At 64.6% G+C, this 16,170-nt stretch carries 15 protein-coding genes; 11 read left to right on the plus strand and 4 right to left on the minus strand.

Annotated elements, in window-relative coordinates:
- Positions 1 to 6: 6 nt before the first annotated feature.
- The 4 genes from mgrA to xseA form a co-directional block, all read right to left on the minus strand.
- Positions 7 to 1,044 carry an L-glyceraldehyde 3-phosphate reductase gene (mgrA, locus tag LSQ66_RS03715; RefSeq protein WP_231768471.1) on the minus strand — a complete coding sequence of 346 codons (1,038 nt, stop codon included), beginning with the start codon at positions 1,042 to 1,044 and terminating at the stop codon, positions 7 to 9.
- Positions 1,045 to 1,111: 67 nt separating this feature from the next.
- Complete coding sequence (gene sodB / locus LSQ66_RS03720; RefSeq protein ID WP_231768472.1) at positions 1,112 to 1,690, minus strand: superoxide dismutase [Fe]; 579 nt, start codon at positions 1,688 to 1,690, stop codon at positions 1,112 to 1,114.
- 74 nt (positions 1,691 to 1,764) lie between these two features.
- Complete coding sequence (locus LSQ66_RS03725) at positions 1,765 to 2,763, minus strand: LacI family DNA-binding transcriptional regulator (RefSeq protein WP_231768473.1); 999 nt, start codon at positions 2,761 to 2,763, stop codon at positions 1,765 to 1,767.
- Between the two features lie 103 nt (positions 2,764 to 2,866).
- Positions 2,867 to 4,201 carry an exodeoxyribonuclease VII large subunit gene (gene xseA / locus LSQ66_RS03730; RefSeq protein ID WP_231768474.1) on the minus strand — a complete coding sequence of 445 codons (1,335 nt, stop codon included), beginning with the start codon at positions 4,199 to 4,201 and terminating at the stop codon, positions 2,867 to 2,869.
- Between the two features lie 799 nt (positions 4,202 to 5,000).
- On the opposite strand from xseA, the gene LSQ66_RS03735 reads away from it, so the two are divergent.
- The 11 genes from LSQ66_RS03735 (at position 5,001) to LSQ66_RS03785 (ending at position 16,139) form a co-directional block, all read left to right on the plus strand.
- Positions 5,001 to 5,606 (plus strand): MotA/TolQ/ExbB proton channel family protein, encoded by a 606-nt coding sequence (locus tag LSQ66_RS03735; RefSeq protein WP_231768475.1) that lies wholly within the window; start codon positions 5,001 to 5,003, stop codon positions 5,604 to 5,606.
- A gap of 18 nt (positions 5,607 to 5,624) precedes the next feature.
- Positions 5,625 to 6,044 carry an ExbD/TolR family protein gene (locus LSQ66_RS03740; protein WP_231770043.1) on the plus strand — a complete coding sequence of 140 codons (420 nt, stop codon included), beginning with the start codon at positions 5,625 to 5,627 and terminating at the stop codon, positions 6,042 to 6,044.
- A 3-nt stretch (positions 6,045 to 6,047) separates the two neighbouring features.
- Positions 6,048 to 7,079: a tetraacyldisaccharide 4'-kinase gene (lpxK, locus tag LSQ66_RS03745; protein ID WP_231768476.1), complete on the plus strand. Its 1,032-nt coding sequence runs from the start codon at positions 6,048 to 6,050 to the stop codon at positions 7,077 to 7,079.
- Positions 7,060 to 7,236: a Trm112 family protein gene (locus tag LSQ66_RS03750; protein ID WP_231768477.1), complete on the plus strand. Its 177-nt coding sequence runs from the start codon at positions 7,060 to 7,062 to the stop codon at positions 7,234 to 7,236. Before lpxK ends, LSQ66_RS03750 begins: the two co-directional genes overlap by 20 nt.
- A gap of 3 nt (positions 7,237 to 7,239) precedes the next feature.
- Entirely contained in the window at positions 7,240 to 7,989 is a 750-nt protein-coding gene (gene kdsB, locus LSQ66_RS03755) for a 3-deoxy-manno-octulosonate cytidylyltransferase (protein ID WP_231768478.1), read from the plus strand.
- Between the two features lie 88 nt (positions 7,990 to 8,077).
- Positions 8,078 to 8,734 (plus strand): adenylate kinase, encoded by a 657-nt coding sequence (adk, locus tag LSQ66_RS03760; RefSeq protein WP_231768479.1) that lies wholly within the window; start codon positions 8,078 to 8,080, stop codon positions 8,732 to 8,734.
- A gap of 298 nt (positions 8,735 to 9,032) precedes the next feature.
- Entirely contained in the window at positions 9,033 to 11,201 is a 2,169-nt protein-coding gene (locus LSQ66_RS03765; protein WP_231768480.1) for a sodium-translocating pyrophosphatase, read from the plus strand.
- Positions 11,202 to 11,525: 324 nt separating this feature from the next.
- Positions 11,526 to 13,322 (plus strand): DUF1800 domain-containing protein, encoded by a 1,797-nt coding sequence (locus LSQ66_RS03770; RefSeq protein ID WP_231768481.1) that lies wholly within the window; start codon positions 11,526 to 11,528, stop codon positions 13,320 to 13,322.
- 9 nt (positions 13,323 to 13,331) lie between these two features.
- Entirely contained in the window at positions 13,332 to 14,747 is a 1,416-nt protein-coding gene (locus LSQ66_RS03775; protein WP_231768482.1) for a DUF1501 domain-containing protein, read from the plus strand.
- A 36-nt stretch (positions 14,748 to 14,783) separates the two neighbouring features.
- Entirely contained in the window at positions 14,784 to 15,311 is a 528-nt protein-coding gene (locus tag LSQ66_RS03780) for a hypothetical protein (protein WP_231770201.1), read from the plus strand.
- Positions 15,312 to 15,380: 69 nt separating this feature from the next.
- Positions 15,381 to 16,139 (plus strand): SDR family NAD(P)-dependent oxidoreductase, encoded by a 759-nt coding sequence (locus LSQ66_RS03785; RefSeq protein ID WP_231768483.1) that lies wholly within the window; start codon positions 15,381 to 15,383, stop codon positions 16,137 to 16,139.
- Positions 16,140 to 16,170 lie beyond the last annotated feature (31 nt).

Below are 16,170 nucleotides of genomic sequence, written 5' to 3' on the forward strand. Positions count from 1 at the left end.
CCTTCGTCAGGACTTCGATGACTTGGCCCACAGGTTCAGGTTTCCTTCCTGCGCCTGCTTGTCGATGGCTGCCAGCTCCTCGGCGCTGAAGGCGAGGTTCTTCAGCGCGCCCACGTTCTCGCGGATCTGCGCGCTGCTGGAGGCGCCGATCAGGGTGGAGGTGATGCGTCGATCGCGCAGCACCCAGGCCAGGGCCATCTGGGCCAGCGACTGGCCGCGCGCCCTGGCGATATCGTTCAGGCCGCGCACCCGCGCAAGGTTTTCCTCGCTCAGGTGCGACTCCTTCAGCGAGCCGCCGCCGGGACGGTTGATGCGCGCGTCCTGCGGAATGCCGTTCAGGTATTTGTCCGACAGCACGCCTTGCGCCAGCGCCGTGAAGGTGATGCAGCCGATGCCTTCCTCGCCCAGCGCGTCGAGCAGGCCTTCGGTCTCGATCCAGCGGTTCAGCATATTGTAGGAGGGCTGGTGGATCAGGCAGGGCACCTTCCATTCGGCCAGCAGGGCCTTGGCCTCGCGCGTTTTCTCGGCGGAGTAGGAGGAAATGCCCACATACAGCGCCTTGCCCTGGTGGACGGCATGGGCCAGCGCGGCCATGGTCTCTTCCAGCGGCGTATCGGGATCGAAGCGGTGAGAGTAGAAGATGTCCACATAGTCGAGACCCATGCGCTTGAGGCTCTGGTCCAGGCTCGCCAGCACGTATTTGCGCGAGCCGCCGCCTTCGCCATAGGGCCCGGGCCACATGTCCCAGCCCGCCTTGGTGGAGATGATCAGCTCGTCGCGGTAGGGCTTGAAGTCTTCCTTGAAGATCGTGCCGAAATTGCTTTCCGCGCTGCCGTAAGGCGGCCCGTAGTTGTTCGCCAGGTCGAAGTGGGTGATGCCGTGGTCGAAGGCCGTGCGCAGCATGTCGCGCTGGGTGGCGAGCGGCGTCGTGTCGCCGAAGTTGTGCCACAGGCCCAGCGAGAGCAGCGGCAATTTCAGGCCACTGCGGCCGCAGGTGCGGTACTGCATTTCTTCGTAGCGGTGGCGCGAGGCGGTATAGCTCATGCATGTCTCCTTGAAAAGAAAAAGCCCGCACAGGCGGGCTCTCTCAGGATGCGGTCAAGCGCTTCGCTCAGGCGAAGTTCTTGTTCACGAAGTCCCAGTTCACCAGGTTCCAGAAGCTTTCCACATACTTCGGACGGGCGTTGCGGTAGTCGACGTAGTAGGCGTGCTCCCAGACGTCGCAGGTCAGCAGGGGCTTGTCGGCGCTGGTCAGCGGGGTGGCGGCGTTGGAGGTGTTGACGATGTCCACGGAACCGTCGGCCTTCTTCACCAGCCAGGTCCAGCCGGAACCGAAGTTGCCCACGCAGGACTTGGTGAATTCTTCCTTGAACTTGTCGAAGGAGCCCCACTTGGCGTTGATGGCTTCAGCCACGGCGCCGCTGGCCGCACCGCCGGCGTTCGGCGCCAGGCAGTTCCAGTAGAAGGTGTGGTTCCATACCTGGGCGGAGTTGTTGAACACGCCGCCGGAGGACTTCTTGATGATCTCTTCCAGGGACAGGTTTTCGAACTCGGTGCCCTTGATCAGGTTGTTCAGATTGGTCACATATGCCTGATGGTGCTTGCCGTAGTGGTATTCCAGGGTTTCCTTGGAGATGTGCGGCTGCAGGGCGTCCATCGCATACGGCAGCGGCGGCAGAGTATGTTCCATGAGTGTTTCCTTTTAGTAGAGACAGAAGGTTATTTTTGCCGAAACGGCCACTATTGTAATCCGAAAGCGCAGGTCTAGTGCGGGCGGGTCGTTTCGCGCACCACCAGTTCCACCGGCGGCACGCGCGGGGTGACGCGCTCGCCGTTGATCAGGCGCAGCAGGGCGTTGGTGGCCGTCAGGCCGATGTCGTAGAGGGGCTGGCGCACGGTGGTGAGCGGCGGCGTGGTGAATTCGGAGCCGTGCAGGTCGTCGAAGCCCACCAGCGAAATGTCCTCCGGCACGCGGATGCCCTTGCGGTAAAGGGCCAGGCGCACGCCATAGGCGCTCAGGTCGTTCGCCGCGAACACGGCGCTGAACTGGGTCTTCTTTCCCAGCAGGTGGTTCACGGCCTGCAGGCCGCTCTCTTCGTGGAAGTTGCCTTCCACGACCAGGGCCGGGTCGAAGGGAATGTCCGCTTCGTCCAGGGCGCGGCGGTAGCCCTGCATGCGGTCTTCCGCGTCGATATTGGTGGGCGGGCCGGAGACGAAGGCGATGCGGCGGTGGCCCAGTTCGATCAGGTGCCGCACGGCGAGCCAGGCGCCGTGTTCATTGTCCATCTTGAAGCCCAGGGCATGCTCGGTGTCGAGCTCGCGGCCGGTGGACACAATGGGGCGCTGGCTGGAGAACTGCAGCACCGTTTCGTCCGCCATGCGGCCCGAGAGCAGGATGATGCCGTCCACCTTGCGCGCCAGCAGCAGGCGGATGCGCTCGGCTTCCTCGTCCGCGTTCCAGTGGCCGCTCACGATCACGGAGGCGTAACCGGTGCCTTTCAGGCCGTCGTCCACGCCTTTCAGGGTCTCGTCGAAGAAGGGGGAGGAGATATCCTGCACCACGATACCAATGGTGTGGGTGCGGCCTTTTTTCAGGCCTTGCGCCATCAGGTTGGGAGCGAAATTGGTGCGGGCAATGGCCTTCATCACGGCCTGGCGCTTGTCGTCCGACACGCGCGCCGTACCGTTCAGGATGCGCGACACGGTGCTGGGCGATACACCCGCCTCGCGCGCCACGTCGATCAGGGTCGAAGGTCCGGTCATCTGTTCTTCTTTTGTCACTTCCTGTCCACGGGATGAGTACGAACCGGGCCAAGATTACCATAAAAGAACATTATGCTTGCAGCAATTGCATACCAGTTGCCAATTAGTCCAGTAAGGGTTGCACTGCCGCCACGTCCACCTTTGCGCTGCCTTCCGCGAGCCGGATGGTGACGCTTTCGCGCGGCAGCAGCTGCGCGGGCGCGCGCAGGATGGCGCCCGCTTCGTTGCGCACGATGGCATAGCCGCGCTCCAGCGTGCGCTGGGGATTGAGCATCTCCAGCTGGGCCGACAGGCCGTTCAGCGCCTCGCGCCGGTGCCGCAGCTGGCTGGCGATGCACACGCCGCCCCGGTGCTGCAGGGCTGCCAGGTGGGCGCGCACTGCCCGCAGGTCCGGCCGCTGCGCGGCGAGGCGTCCCGCCAGCTTTTCCAGCGCGTGGCGCGACTGGTTCAGGGGTGCGCGGTTGGCGTGCATCATGGCCGTCGACAGGGCGAGCAGCTTGAGGCGCTGCTGGCGGATCTGGGCGGCGGGGCTGAGCAGGCGGCGCGAGAGATGGTCCAGCGTCTGCGAGGCATCGTTGAGCGTGCGGCGCATGGCGCGGCGCAGATCGGCCGCATCCGCGCTCAGCGAGGCGACCCAGTCCGCGCGCGGCGTGGCCGCCAGTTCGGCGGCGGCGGTGGGCGTGGCGGCGCGCAGGTCGGCCGCGAAATCGGCGATGGTGAAATCCGTTTCGTGGCCCACGCCCGAAATCACGGGCATGCTGCAGTTCACGATGGCCCAGGCCACCGCTTCCTCATTGAAGCTCCACAGGTCTTCGATGCTGCCGCCGCCCCGGCACACGATCAGCACATCGCATTCGGCGCGGCGCGAGGCGGCGTCGATCTGCGCGGCGATGCGCTCGGCCGCGCCCTGGCCCTGCACGAGGGTGGGGTAGAGCACAATGTTCACATGGGGCGCGCGGCGGCGCAGTGCCGTGAGCACATCGCGCAGGGCCGCCGCCTGGGGGCTGGTGACGATGCCGATGGTGCGCGCGAACAATGGCACGGGGCGCTTGCGGTCTTCATCGAACCAGCCCGCGGCGCCCAGCCTTTCCTTGAGCCGCATGAAGGCTTCGAAGAGCTGGCCCACGCCTGCGCGGCGAATGGCCTCCACATTGATCTGGTAGTCACCGCGCGGCCCGTACAGGGTGACGAGGGCGCGCACCTCCACCTTGTCGCCTTCGCGCGGCGTGAAGCCCGCGAACTGGGAGCGGCCGCGGAACATCACGGCCCGCACCTGGGCCGCATCGTCCTTCAGGGTGAAATACCAGTGGCCGGAACTGGCGCGCGTGAAGTTGGAGATCTCGCCTGCGATCCACGTCAGGGGAAAGGAGCGCTCAAGCAGGCGGCTGACGGCCTGGTTCAGGGCGCTCACGGTGATGACTTGGTTCGGGTCGCTCATATCCACAAGACGGGCAAAAGGTCATGCTTATGTCATAGATCGCAAGCTACAGCAAGAGTTTTTTGTAAACCCCTGATTTTGCACGGTAAACCGCTCTGCACGAAACGCGTGCAGCAGCACTTTTCCCGTTCGGATCAAGCACTTAGCGATTTCACCCGGCCCTTACGCACAAAGATATCCACAGAAAATGTGCGGAACTCGCAGGCCGGAAAGCTGCCCGTTTTTTGAGCCGCGAAAAATTTCCCTTTGAAATCAAGGCGCTTGGCGCTTGTGCCTTCCCTTGCTCACAATATTGTCCACAGTTTTTGTGCAGAATGGGGGATTTGTCCCCATCGCGCCCTGTGAACAGGCAATTTTATGCCACTGCGAAATTTTTACGCAGGGAAAAAATGTTCTTTTAAATCAAGGCTCTTGGGTGGCCTCCACGGGCTTGCCAACAATCTTATCAACAGAATATGTGAAGAACGCACAACAGGGGATATGGCAGGCTGCGCAGATTTTACGCACGGAAAGTTTTCTGTTACAGTTCAAGCACTTAGCTTGCAGACAAGGGCATTGCTAACAATTTTGTCCACAGAAAATGTTAAGAACCGCACAGACGAGCCGGCTGTGGACAGTGCCACAATTTTGCGCACTTCGAAATTCCTCTTTGAAATCAAGGCACTAGCCCGCATTCGGCGGCCTTGCTCACAATCTTTTCCACAAAATTTGTGCAGAAGGCCCTACTTGCCGAAGGCGGGCCAACACGATACATTGCGGGCTGCCTTACCTTACTTATCCCGGAACACAGGAGTTCGTTTTGCTCGCCATTTTCCAAGCTGCCGGCTGGCCTATCTGGCTGTTGCTGATCGCATCGGTCGTTGCCACCGCCCTGATCATCGAACGCCTGATCGCCTTGCGCCGCGCGCGCATCATTCCTCCCAGCCTGCTGAACGAGGTGGTGGGCGTGTACCGCGGCGGGAACGTGACCCCGGACATCATCGACAAGCTGGAAAAGAGCTCGCCCCTGGGCGTGGTGCTGGCCGCCGCCCTGCGCAATGTGAACGCGCCGCGCGACGTGATGAAGGAAGCCATCGAGGAATCGGGCAGCGGCGTGGGCCACATGCTGGAACGCTTCCTGACCACTCTGGGCACCATCGCATCGCTTGCGCCGCTCATGGGCCTTTTCGGCACCGTGGTCGGCATGATCGAGATCTTCGGCGCGCAGAATGCTTCGGGCGCCAATCCCGCCCAGCTGGCGCACGGCATCTCCGTCGCCCTGTACAACACGGGCTTCGGCCTTGCCATCGCCATGCCAACGCTGGTGTTCTACCGCCACTTCCGCGCACTGGTGGACAGCTTCATCATCGAGATGGAGCAGCAGGCCATCCGCTTCGTGGACGTGGTCCACAACTCGCGCAAGTAAGCGGGGCAGGGCATGGCACTGAACTTCCGCAAGGGCCAGCGGCGCGAGGACCCGGAGATCAACCTGATCCCCTTCATCGACGTGCTGCTGGTGATCCTCATCTTCCTCATGGTGAGCACCACCTACAGCAAGTTCACGGAACTGCAGATCACGCTGCCGACCGCCGATGCGGAGAAGGCGGTGGAGCAGCCCAACGAAATCAACGTGACGGTGGACGCCAAGGGCAACTACACCGTCAACAATGTGCCGGTCTCCTTCCAGAACGTGGAGGGCCTGGCGCAGCAACTGAAGGCAGCATCGAAGGGCGCGAATCCTGTGGTGATCGTCAACGCCGACCAGTTCGCGATGCACCAGATGGTGGTGAACGTGATGGAAGCGGCGCGCATTGCGGGCTTCGAACGCCTCACCTTCGCCGCGCAGACCGGCGCCGCCAAATAATCCATGAGTCTTGAATCCACGCTGACCCGCGCCTGGCTGCGGCGCGGGCCGCTGGCGTGCGCGCTCTGGCCGCTCTCCCTGCTGTTCCGCGCGCTGAGCGCTGTGCGGCGCGGCCTGTACCGCGCGGGCGTGCTGAAGTCCTCGCGCCTGCCGGTGCCGGTGGTGGTGGTGGGGAATATCTTTATCGGCGGGACGGGCAAGACGCCGCTTACCATCTGGCTGGTGGAGGCGCTGCGTGCGGCGGGCCTGAAGCCGGGCGTCGTTTCGCGGGGTTTCGGCAGCGAGGCCGGCGCGGCGCGGCCGGTAACGGCGCAGTCCCTTCCTTCCGAAGTGGGGGACGAACCCGTGCTGATCGCGGCCCGCACCGGAGCGCCGCTGATGGTGGGGCGCGACCGCGCCGCCGCTGGCCGCGCGCTGCTCGCGGCGCATCCGGAGATCGATGTGATCGTGACCGACGACGGCCTTCAGCACTACGCGCTGCAGCGCGACGTGGAGGTGGTGCTCTTCGACGGGCGCGGCACGGGCAACGGCTGGACGCTGCCCGCCGGTCCGCTGCGCGAGCCGCCGTCGCGCCGGCGCGACTTCACGGTGGTGAACGCGGCCGAGGTCACGCCGCAGCTGCGCGCGCAGCTGGGCGGGGAGGATGTCTACCAGATGAGCGTGGGCGGTGGCCATGCCGAACGGCTGGGCGAGCCTGGCCAGCGGGTGGCGCTGGCGGAGCTGGCGCAGCGCGGCGGGAGAATCGTCGCGGCGGCGGGCATCGGCAATCCGGCGCGCTTCTTTGCCACCCTGCGCGCCGCAGGGCTGTCGTTTGCCGAGCTGCCGCTGCCCGACCATTACGATTTCCACGCCAATCCTTTCGCCGCGCTGGACGCGGACCTGGTCCTGCTGACGGAGAAGGATGCAGTAAAATGCAGCCACATTGAAGAACTCAGAAACGATCCGCGTCTGTGGGTCGTTCCGGTCAGCGCCCGCATCGATTCCGCGCTGGCCGACCATATTGTGGAGAAATGCCGTGGACGCACGTTTGCTTGATATCCTGGTCTGCCCTGTGTGCAAGGGCCCGCTGGAATACGATAAGAAGGCCCAGGAAATGATCTGCCGCGGCGACCGCCTGGCCTACCCGATCCGCGACGGCATCCCCATCATGTGGGCCGACGAAGCGCGCACCCTGCAGGATTCGGTGGAATAAGCCTTGTCCTTCATCGCCATCATTCCCGCCCGCCTGGCTTCGACCCGGCTGCCGAACAAGCCCCTGGCCGACCTGGGCGGCAAGCCCATGGTGGTGCGCGTGGCCGAGCGCGCCGCCGAATCGGGCGCCAGCCGCATCATCGTCGCCACCGACCATGAGGACATCCGCGCCGCCTGCGTGCAGCACGGCGTGGAGGTGTGCATGACGCGGGCCGACCATCCCTCCGGCACCGACCGCATCGCGGAAGTGGCGCGCACCCTGAACCTCGCGCCCGATTCGGTGGTCGTCAACCTGCAGGGCGACGAGCCCCTGATCGATCCGGCCCTGCTGGCCGCCGCCGCAAGCCGCATCGGCCCGGACGTGCCGATGTCCACCTGCGCCCATCCCCTGCACGACGCGGCCGACGTCTTCAATCCGAACGTGGTGAAAGTGGTATTGGACCGCCTGGGCCGTGCCCTCTACTTCAGCCGCGCCGCGATTCCGTGGGCGCGCGACGCCTTCGCCGCGTCCCGGTCCGTGCTGCCCTCCGGCTACCAGCCGCTGCGCCATATCGGGCTTTACGCCTACCGCACCGATTTCCTTCTTGCCTATCCCGGCCTGGCGGTTTCGCCGCTGGAAGGCATCGAAGCGCTGGAACAGCTGCGGGTGCTGTGGCACGGCTATCCCATCGCGGTCCACGTGACGGACTCGGCGCCCGCCGCGGGCGTCGATACGCCCGAAGACCTGGAGCGCGTACGCCGCCATTTCGGCTGAAATATGGCGTTCAGGGGAAGTTTTGTGGTAAGTTTCGTGACAAGCTGTCCATACTTACCATTATATTAAAAACGATTTAGGAATTTTCATGCGTCTCATTCTGTTAGGAGCACCTGGCGCCGGCAAGGGCACCCAAGCCAACTTCATCAAGGAAAAGTACAACATTCCACAGATCTCGACGGGTGACATGCTGCGCGCAGCCATCAAGGCCGGCACGGAGCTGGGCCTGGCTGCGAAGAAGGTGATGGACGCTGGCCAGCTGGTGTCCGACGACATCATCATCGGCCTGGTGAAGGCGCGCCTGCAGGAGCCGGATTGCGCGAAGGGCTACCTCTTCGACGGCTTCCCGCGCACCATTGCGCAGGCCGACGCCCTGAAGGATGCAGGTGTGAAGATCGACTACGTGCTGGAAATCGCCGTGCCGGACGAATCCATCATCGAGCGCATGGACGGCCGCCGCTGCCACCCTGGCTCGGGCCGCGTGTACCACGTGAAGTTCAATCCGCCCAAGGTGGAAGGCAAGGACGACGTGACCGGCGAGCCGCTGGTGCAGCGCGACGACGACAAGGCGGAAACCGTGAAGAAGCGCCTTGACGTGTATCACAACCAGACCGAAGTCCTGCTCGGCTACTACCATAACTGGGCCGATTCGGGCGACGCCAACGCGCCGAAGTACCGCCGCATCGAGGGCGTGGGACCTGTGGAGGAAATTCGCGACCGTGCCTTTGCCGCACTGTCGCAGTAAGTAAAGAGCGGACCCGAGGGTCCGCTTTTATTTTGCATAGTGGCAGCAGAGGGGACAGACCCCGGATGGGGGCTGTCCCCGGTGACCCGGTCGATAACCGAACACAGTTCGCAGACTGTGTTCGGTGGCGGACTGGGGTTTCGGGGACAGACCCCCTGAGGTCTGTCCCCTATGAGCCTGCCCCTCGCCGTATCAAGGTTTTGCAGTACGCAGCATTGGTTGGTCGCCAGCCCCACAAGGGCCGGCGGTTTTCTGAAGTTCGTTTTGTAGCTTGATTCAAAAAACAGAGGGGACATTTATGGCAGAAAGTTTGTGGTTTACGATCGCCTGCGGGGTGATCGCCGTGGTGTATGGCCTATGGTCGCGCAGCTGGATCCTGCGCCAGGACGCGGGCAATCCGCGGATGCAGGAGATCGCCTCGGCGATCCAGCAGGGAGCAAGCGCGTATCTCGCAAGGCAGTACCGCACTATCGGCATCGTGGGTGTCGTTCTCCTGGTTGCCATCTTCTTCCTGCTCGGGCTCCAGACCGCGCTGGGCTTTCTGATCGGCGCGGTGCTTTCCGGCGCCTGCGGCTTCATTGGCATGAACGTCTCGGTGCGGGCCAATGTGCGCACCGCGCAGGCGGCGTCGCGCAGCATGAACGATGCGCTCAACGTCGCCTTCAAGGGCGGCGCCATCACCGGCATGCTGGTGGTGGGCCTGGGCCTGCTGGGCGTGGCAGGCTTCTACATGGTGCTCACAAGCCTTGGCGGCGGCAGCGGCCTCACGCCGCATGACGTGATCAAGCCGCTCATCGGCCTGGCCTTCGGCGCATCGCTCATCTCCATCTTCGCGCGCCTTGGCGGCGGCATCTTCACCAAGGGCGCTGACGTGGGCGCCGACCTGGTGGGCAAGGTGGAGGCGGGCATTCCCGAGGACGACCCGCGCAACCCCGCCGTGATCGCCGATAACGTGGGCGACAACGTGGGAGACTGCGCCGGCATGGCGGCCGACCTGTTCGAGACCTATGTGGTGACCCTGATCGCCACCATGCTCCTGGGCGCGTTGATGATCGTCGATGCGCCGAACCAGGCCATCCTGTACCCGCTACTGCTGGGCGCCGTGTCCATCATCGGCTCCATCATCGGCTGCTCGATGGTGAAGGCCAAGCCGGGCAAGAAGATCATGTCCGCGCTGTACACGGGGCTGTGGTGGTCCGCAGGGCTTTCGCTGATCGGCTTCGTGGTCGTGACCTGGATGATCTGGCCCGACGACGTGATGCGCTATAAGATGCTGGGCGTGACCGTGGTGGGCATCGTGCTCACGGGCCTCATGGTCTATATCACCGAGTTCTACACCGGCACCGACTTCAAGCCCGTGCGCCACATTGCCGAGGCGTCCACCACCGGCCATGGCACGAACATCATCGCGGGCCTTGGCGTATCGATGAAGTCGACCGCCTGGCCAGTGCTGGCAGTGTGCATCGCCATCCTGGTGTCCTACAAGCTGGGCGGCCTCTATGGCATTGCCATTGCCGCGACTTCGATGCTCTCGATGGCTGGCATCGTGGTAGCGCTGGACGCGTACGGGCCGATCACCGACAACGCGGGCGGTATCGCCGAAATGTCCGGCATGCCCGACTCCGTGCGCGCCATCACCGATCCGCTGGACGCCGTGGGCAATACCACCAAGGCCGTGACCAAGGGCTACGCCATCGGCTCCGCAGGCCTGGCTGCGCTGGTGCTGTTCGCGGACTACACCCACGCGCTGGAATCGGTGGGCAAGAGCATGACCTTCGACCTCTCCAACCCCATGGTGATCGTAGGCCTCTTCATCGGCGGCCTGATTCCCTATCTCTTCGGCGCCATGGCGATGGAAGCGGTGGGCCGCGCGGCGGGCGCGGTGGTGGTGGAAGTGCGCCGCCAGTTCCGCGACATCAAGGGCATCATGGACGGCAGCGGCAAGCCGCAGTACGACAAGGCGGTGGACATGCTGACCGCTTCGGCCATCAAGGAAATGATCGTGCCTTCGCTGCTGCCGGTGGTGGTGCCCATCCTGGTGGGCATGCTGCTGGGCCCCGCGGCCCTGGGCGGCATGCTGATGGGGACCATCATCACCGGCCTGTTCGTGGCCATTTCAATGACCACGGGCGGCGGCGCCTGGGACAATGCCAAGAAGTATATCGAGGACGGCAACCATGGCGGCAAAGGGTCGGAAGCGCACAAGGCGGCCGTCACCGGCGACACCGTGGGCGATCCTTATAAGGACACCGCCGGTCCCGCCGTCAACCCCCTCATCAAGATCATCAACATCGTGGCGCTCCTGCTGGTGCCGCTGCTGCCAGCTTCCGGCTGGCTGTCGGTGACGATGATGGGGCCGATGCAGGCGAAGACCGGTGCCCCTGCCGTCGCTGTGGAGCAGAAGGTGACCGCACCCGTGGCCGCTGCGGCGCCTGCGGCGGTAGCGGACGCAAAACCCGCACAATAAGCTTCATCCATCAGCCCGCGCCGTCCGGCGCGGGCTTTTTTCCGCCCCTTCCCATTCGTATTCGGAATCAATCGGCCCGATCGATTCGCGAACAGTCTCAGTATTTGCAGCTAATCCGCAACAAATCAAAATTATTTCCAAATGTTAAATGATTAAGGTCACTTTCTTCTTGGAAGGTTCCTGTATTTTCGCGCTTTTTGCGTTCATCGTCGGCTAAAAAAATTCAAATAATTCAATATTGTGACTTGCAAAGGTGCGTTTCCACACCCCAATCGGGTTTCTGTTCCTAAAATTCCGCTCGTCAATTGCTAACCCAACAGACAAATGCAAACCAAACTACGACGATTCCTGATTCCGGCACTGGTGGCCGCACTTCTTTCCGCCTGCGGCGCAGGCAGCAACAGCGACACCGCAGACATGGGCAGCGCCCAGGACAGCGCGGCGGCGCAGACGGCCGGCCCGCTCCGCCTCGCGGCGACGACCATGGTGAGTGGCGGTTCGGCGACCCTGCCGACCACCGATCCCAGTTACACGGCCAGCTCCACGCGCTGGGCCACTACCGCTTCGCAGGCGGCGCGCTTCCTGGCCCAGGCCAGCTTCGGACCTACGACGGACAGCATCAATGCCGTCATGGCGGGCGGGCCGAATGGCTGGCTGGATGCGCAGTTCTACAAGGCGCCGACCCTGCACCGCTATTACATCGACGCCGTGGCGGCGAGCACCGGCCGTGCCACCATCGACAATGTGTACGAGTCCTTCTGGAAGCAGGCCGTGACCGGCGAGGACCAGCTGCGTCAGCGTGTGGTGTTCGAGCTCTCGCAGATCTTCGTGGTGTCGTTGCAGGACAGCCAGGTCTACAACTTCCCGCGCGGCGTGGCGAGCTACTACGACACCCTGGGCCAGCACGCCTTCGGCAACTTCCGCAACCTGCTGGATGCGGTAGCGAAGCATCCCATGATGGCGCTGTATCTCTCCTATATGCACAACCAGAAGGAGAGCGCCACGCGCGTGCCGGACGAGAACTTCGCCCGAGAGATCATGCAACTGATGACGATTGGCCTGTACCAGTTGAACCAGGACGGCACGCAGAAGCTGGTCAACGGCAGGCCGGTGGAAACCTATGACCACGACGACGTGGCAGGCCTGGCCAAGGTGTTCACGGGCTGGAGCTGGGCAGGCCCGGACAAGTCGCTGAACCGCTTCTTCGGCAACGACCGCAGCTACGCCTACCGCGACTTCATGCCGCTGCAGATGTACCCCACCTACCACTCCACGTCGAGCAAGAGCTTCCTGGGCGTGACGATTCCGGCGGGCGGCACGGGCGAGGGCGACCTGAAGATCGCCCTCGACACCCTGTTCAACCACCCGAACGTGGGCCCCTTCATCGGCAAGCAGCTGATACAGCGCCTGGTGACGAGCAACCCGAGCCCGGCCTACGTGGCGCGCGTGGCTGCCGCCTTCAACAACGACGGGCGCGGTGTGCGCGGCGACATGAAGTCCGTGCTGGCCGCCGTGCTGCTGGACCCGGAAGCGCGTCCCGCCACGCCAAGCGCAAGCAGCGGGCGCCTGCGCGAACCCATCGTGCGCCTGGCGAACTGGATGCGCGCCTTCGACGCCAAGTCGACCTCCGGCCGCTACCTGCTGGCAAACCTGGACGATCCTCTGACGGGCCTGGGGCAGACGCCGCTGCATTCGCCGTCCGTGTTCAACTTCTACCGCCCGAACTACGTGCCCCCTGGCGGCAGCGTGGCTGGCGCGGGCCTGGTGGCGCCCGAGATGCAGATCGCCTCCGAGCCTTCGGTGACGGGCTACGTGAACTTCCTGCAGGACCTGGTGCCGAAGGGCGTGGGCCGCAACTGGGACATCAAGGCCACCTATCCCACGGAGCTGACGCTGGCGCTCAATCCCGGCGCGCTGGTGGACCGCATCAACCTGCTGGTGCTGAACGGCATGATGTCGTCCACCTTGCGCAGCCAGATCCTGGCCGCCGTCACTGCCGTGCCGCAGCCCGTGCCCAATGGCGCCACCAATGCCAACCTCGTGCTGCAGGCAAAGATGAACCGCGTGTACCTGGCGATCTTCCTCGCCATGGCCTCGCCTGAATACCTCGTGTCGAAATAAGGTGATTGAATGAGCGATCAACAGTTTTCCCGCCGCCGCTTCCTCGGTTCCCTGGCCGCCATGGCCGGCAGCTCCGCGGCGCCTTTCGCGATGAACCTGGCTGCCATGAGCAATGCCGCGGCGGCCGACCTCACGGGCTACAAGGCCCTGGTCTGCCTCTTCATGGTAGGCGGCAATGACCACTACAACACCGTGCTGGCCACGGATTCCACGTCCTGGAACAACTACCAGAAGCTGCGCTATTCCGTGGAAACGGACAGCATCGCCCTGGCGGCGGGCAGCGTGCTGCCGATTGCGCCGAACACGCCGCAGGCGGGCCGCAGCTTCGCCCTGCACCCGCAGCTGGGCGCGATGAAAACCCTCTTCGACAGCGGCCGCGCCGCCATCGTGTCCAACGTGGGCACGCTGGTGCAACCGACCACCCTGGCGCAGTACAAGGCCGGCTCCGTGCCGCTGCCGCCCAAGCTCTTCTCGCACAACGACCAGCAGTCCACCTGGCAGTCCGGCCGCCCCGAGGGTTCCACCTTCGGCTGGGGAGGGCGCATGGGCGACCTGATCGCCTCGGGCAATGCGAATGCCAACTTCACCTGCGTCTCCGCCTCCGGCAACGCCGTCTTCGTGGCCGGGAAGATCGTGCGCCAGTACCAGGTCAATTCGGCCGGCGCGGTGCCGATCCGTGGCCTGAGCGGCACGCTGTTCGGCAGCACCGTCAACCCGCTGCGCGCCATCGTTACCGGCAACAGCGCCAACGCGCTGGAACAGGACCACAAGGCGCTGACCAACCGCGCCATCGGCTCCCAGTCCGCGCTCAGCGCCGCCATGGTGCCTGCTGGCGCGGGCGGCGTTCCGGAGCCGAGCTGGTACATCAATCCCAACAACGGCGTCGCCTCCGTCAACCCGCTGGCCAAGCAGCTGCAGACAGTGGCGCGCGTCATCGCCGCGCGCGGCACGCTGGGCCTGCGCCGCCAAGTCTTCTATGTGACGCTGCCCGGCTGCGACACGCACGACGGCCAGCGCTCGCTCCAGGCGGACAATATGGCCAAGCTGGCGCATGCCATGGCGTACTGGGACAGCATCATGGGGAACCTGATGGGCGTGAACATGCGCAACCAGGTCACATTGTTTACCGCATCCGACTTCGGCCGCACCCTGGTCAGCAACGGCGACGGCACGGACCATGGCTGGGGTTCCCACCATTTCGTGGTGGGCGGCGCGGTGAAGGGCAAGAACATCTACGGCACCTTCCCTGTTGTGGGCGTGGGCCATGCCAACGATGTGGGCTACGGCGCGCTGCTGCCGACCATCTCGGTGGAGCAGTACGGCGCGACCCTGGCAACGTGGTTCGGCCTTTCGGCCACGGAGATCGCCGACGCCTTCCCCAATATCGTCAACTACAGCCTGCGCAACCTGGGCTTCATGGCCTGAGCAATGGTGCGGCGGGCGGGCAGGGGCGGGCGTATCATGGACCGCATGAAACGCTCCCTGTTCCTGCCGCTGTCCCTTGCCATGCTGCCGCTCGCGGCGGCGGGGCAGGGCGCGCCGGACAAGGCAAGCATCGAGGCGTACGCCCGGCTCCCGGTCTGCAAGCTGACGCCGGATGGGCGCAAGCTCGCCGTCGAGCCATGCCGCACGGCGGCGCCTAAACGGCCCATGCCGCGCCGGCCCGTGCCCCAGGCTGTGGAGCCGGTGGCGCGCATGGCTGTACCCCAGCCCATGCCGCACACGCAGGAGGGGCCGGTGCTGCCCCTGGTGCTTACGCCGCGCCCTCCGGCGACGGCAACGCCGCCTTCCCTGTCCAGCAACCCCGCTCCGGGCGCCTTTGCCGCGCCGCCGCCGGGGCCTTCCGCCCCCATGCCCGCCCTGTGCGGAGCGGGCGGCTGCCGCGATGCCGCCACCGGCACGTTCTACGGCGGCGGCCCCGGCGTCACCGTGAGCCCCAGCGGACGGCAATGCGTCACCTCGTCTTCCGGCTTGGTTCAGTGCTTCTGATCCGCTACAATACGGCCACTTGACGTTTACGTAAACGTCATCCAGACCAATCGAACAGAGGGGACGGCCATGCAAATCAAGGACAATGTATTCATCATCACCGGCGGCGCATCGGGCCTGGGGGCGGCCAGCGCGCGCATGATCGCTGCCGCAGGCGGCAAGGTCGTGCTGGCGGACGTGCAGGCCGAAGCGGGCGAAAAGCTCGCAGCGGAACTGGGCGGCGCCTTCGTGAAATGCGACGTGACCTCGGAAGCGGACGCGCAGGCCGTGGTGGCCAAGGCCACCGGCATGGGCACCCTGCGTGGCCTGGTCAACTGCGCGGGCGTGGCGCCCGCCATCAAGACCGTGGGCAAGGACGGCCCGCACCCGCTGCAGAACTTCCAGCGCACCATCGACATCAACCTGGTGGGCACCTTCAACATGTGCCGCCTGGCCGCTGACGCCATGGGCAAGACGGAAGCCGCGGAGCACGGCGAGCGCGGTGTCATCATCAATACCGCCTCCGTTGCGGCCTTCGACGGCCAGATCGGCCAGGCCGCCTACGCCGCCTCCAAGGCCGCCGTGGCAGGCATGACGCTGCCGATGGCGCGCGACCTGTCGCGCAGCGGCATCCGCGTGATGACCATTGCGCCCGGCATCTTCGAAACCCCCATGCTGCTCGGCATGCCGGCCGAAGTGCAGGACGCGCTGGGCAAGATGGTTCCGTTCCCGCCGCGCCTGGGCAAGCCGGACGAATACGCCCACCTGGCCAAGGCCATCATCGAGAACGTGATGCTGAACGGCGAAACCATCCGCCTCGACGGCGCCATCCGCATGCAGCCGAAATAAGGTAGGATTCTAGCGTCGCAGGCGCGCGGCT

It is taken from the genome of Massilia endophytica (genome assembly GCF_021165955.1).
In the GTDB taxonomy this organism is placed as follows: domain Bacteria; phylum Pseudomonadota; class Gammaproteobacteria; order Burkholderiales; family Burkholderiaceae_D; genus Rugamonas; species Rugamonas endophytica.

Excerpts from the sequence above, each read along its gene's own strand:
- mgrA (WP_231768471.1), bottom strand. The coding sequence starts at position 1,044 with ATGAGCTATACCGCCTCGCGCCACCGCTACGAAGAAATGCAGTACCGC.
- sodB (WP_231768472.1), bottom strand. The coding sequence starts at position 1,690 with ATGGAACATACTCTGCCGCCGCTGCCGTATGCGATGGACGCCCTGCAG.
- LSQ66_RS03725 (WP_231768473.1), bottom strand. The coding sequence starts at position 2,763 with ATGACCGGACCTTCGACCCTGATCGACGTGGCGCGCGAGGCGGGTGTA.
- xseA (WP_231768474.1), bottom strand. The coding sequence starts at position 4,201 with ATGAGCGACCCGAACCAAGTCATCACCGTGAGCGCCCTGAACCAGGCC.
- lpxK (WP_231768476.1), top strand. The coding sequence starts at position 6,048 with ATGAGTCTTGAATCCACGCTGACCCGCGCCTGGCTGCGGCGCGGGCCG.
- adk (WP_231768479.1), top strand. The coding sequence starts at position 8,078 with ATGCGTCTCATTCTGTTAGGAGCACCTGGCGCCGGCAAGGGCACCCAA.
- LSQ66_RS03765 (WP_231768480.1), top strand. The coding sequence starts at position 9,033 with ATGGCAGAAAGTTTGTGGTTTACGATCGCCTGCGGGGTGATCGCCGTG.
- LSQ66_RS03770 (WP_231768481.1), top strand. The coding sequence starts at position 11,526 with ATGCAAACCAAACTACGACGATTCCTGATTCCGGCACTGGTGGCCGCA.
- LSQ66_RS03775 (WP_231768482.1), top strand. The coding sequence starts at position 13,332 with ATGAGCGATCAACAGTTTTCCCGCCGCCGCTTCCTCGGTTCCCTGGCC.
- LSQ66_RS03780 (WP_231770201.1), top strand. The coding sequence starts at position 14,784 with ATGGACCGCATGAAACGCTCCCTGTTCCTGCCGCTGTCCCTTGCCATG.
- LSQ66_RS03785 (WP_231768483.1), top strand. The coding sequence starts at position 15,381 with ATGCAAATCAAGGACAATGTATTCATCATCACCGGCGGCGCATCGGGC.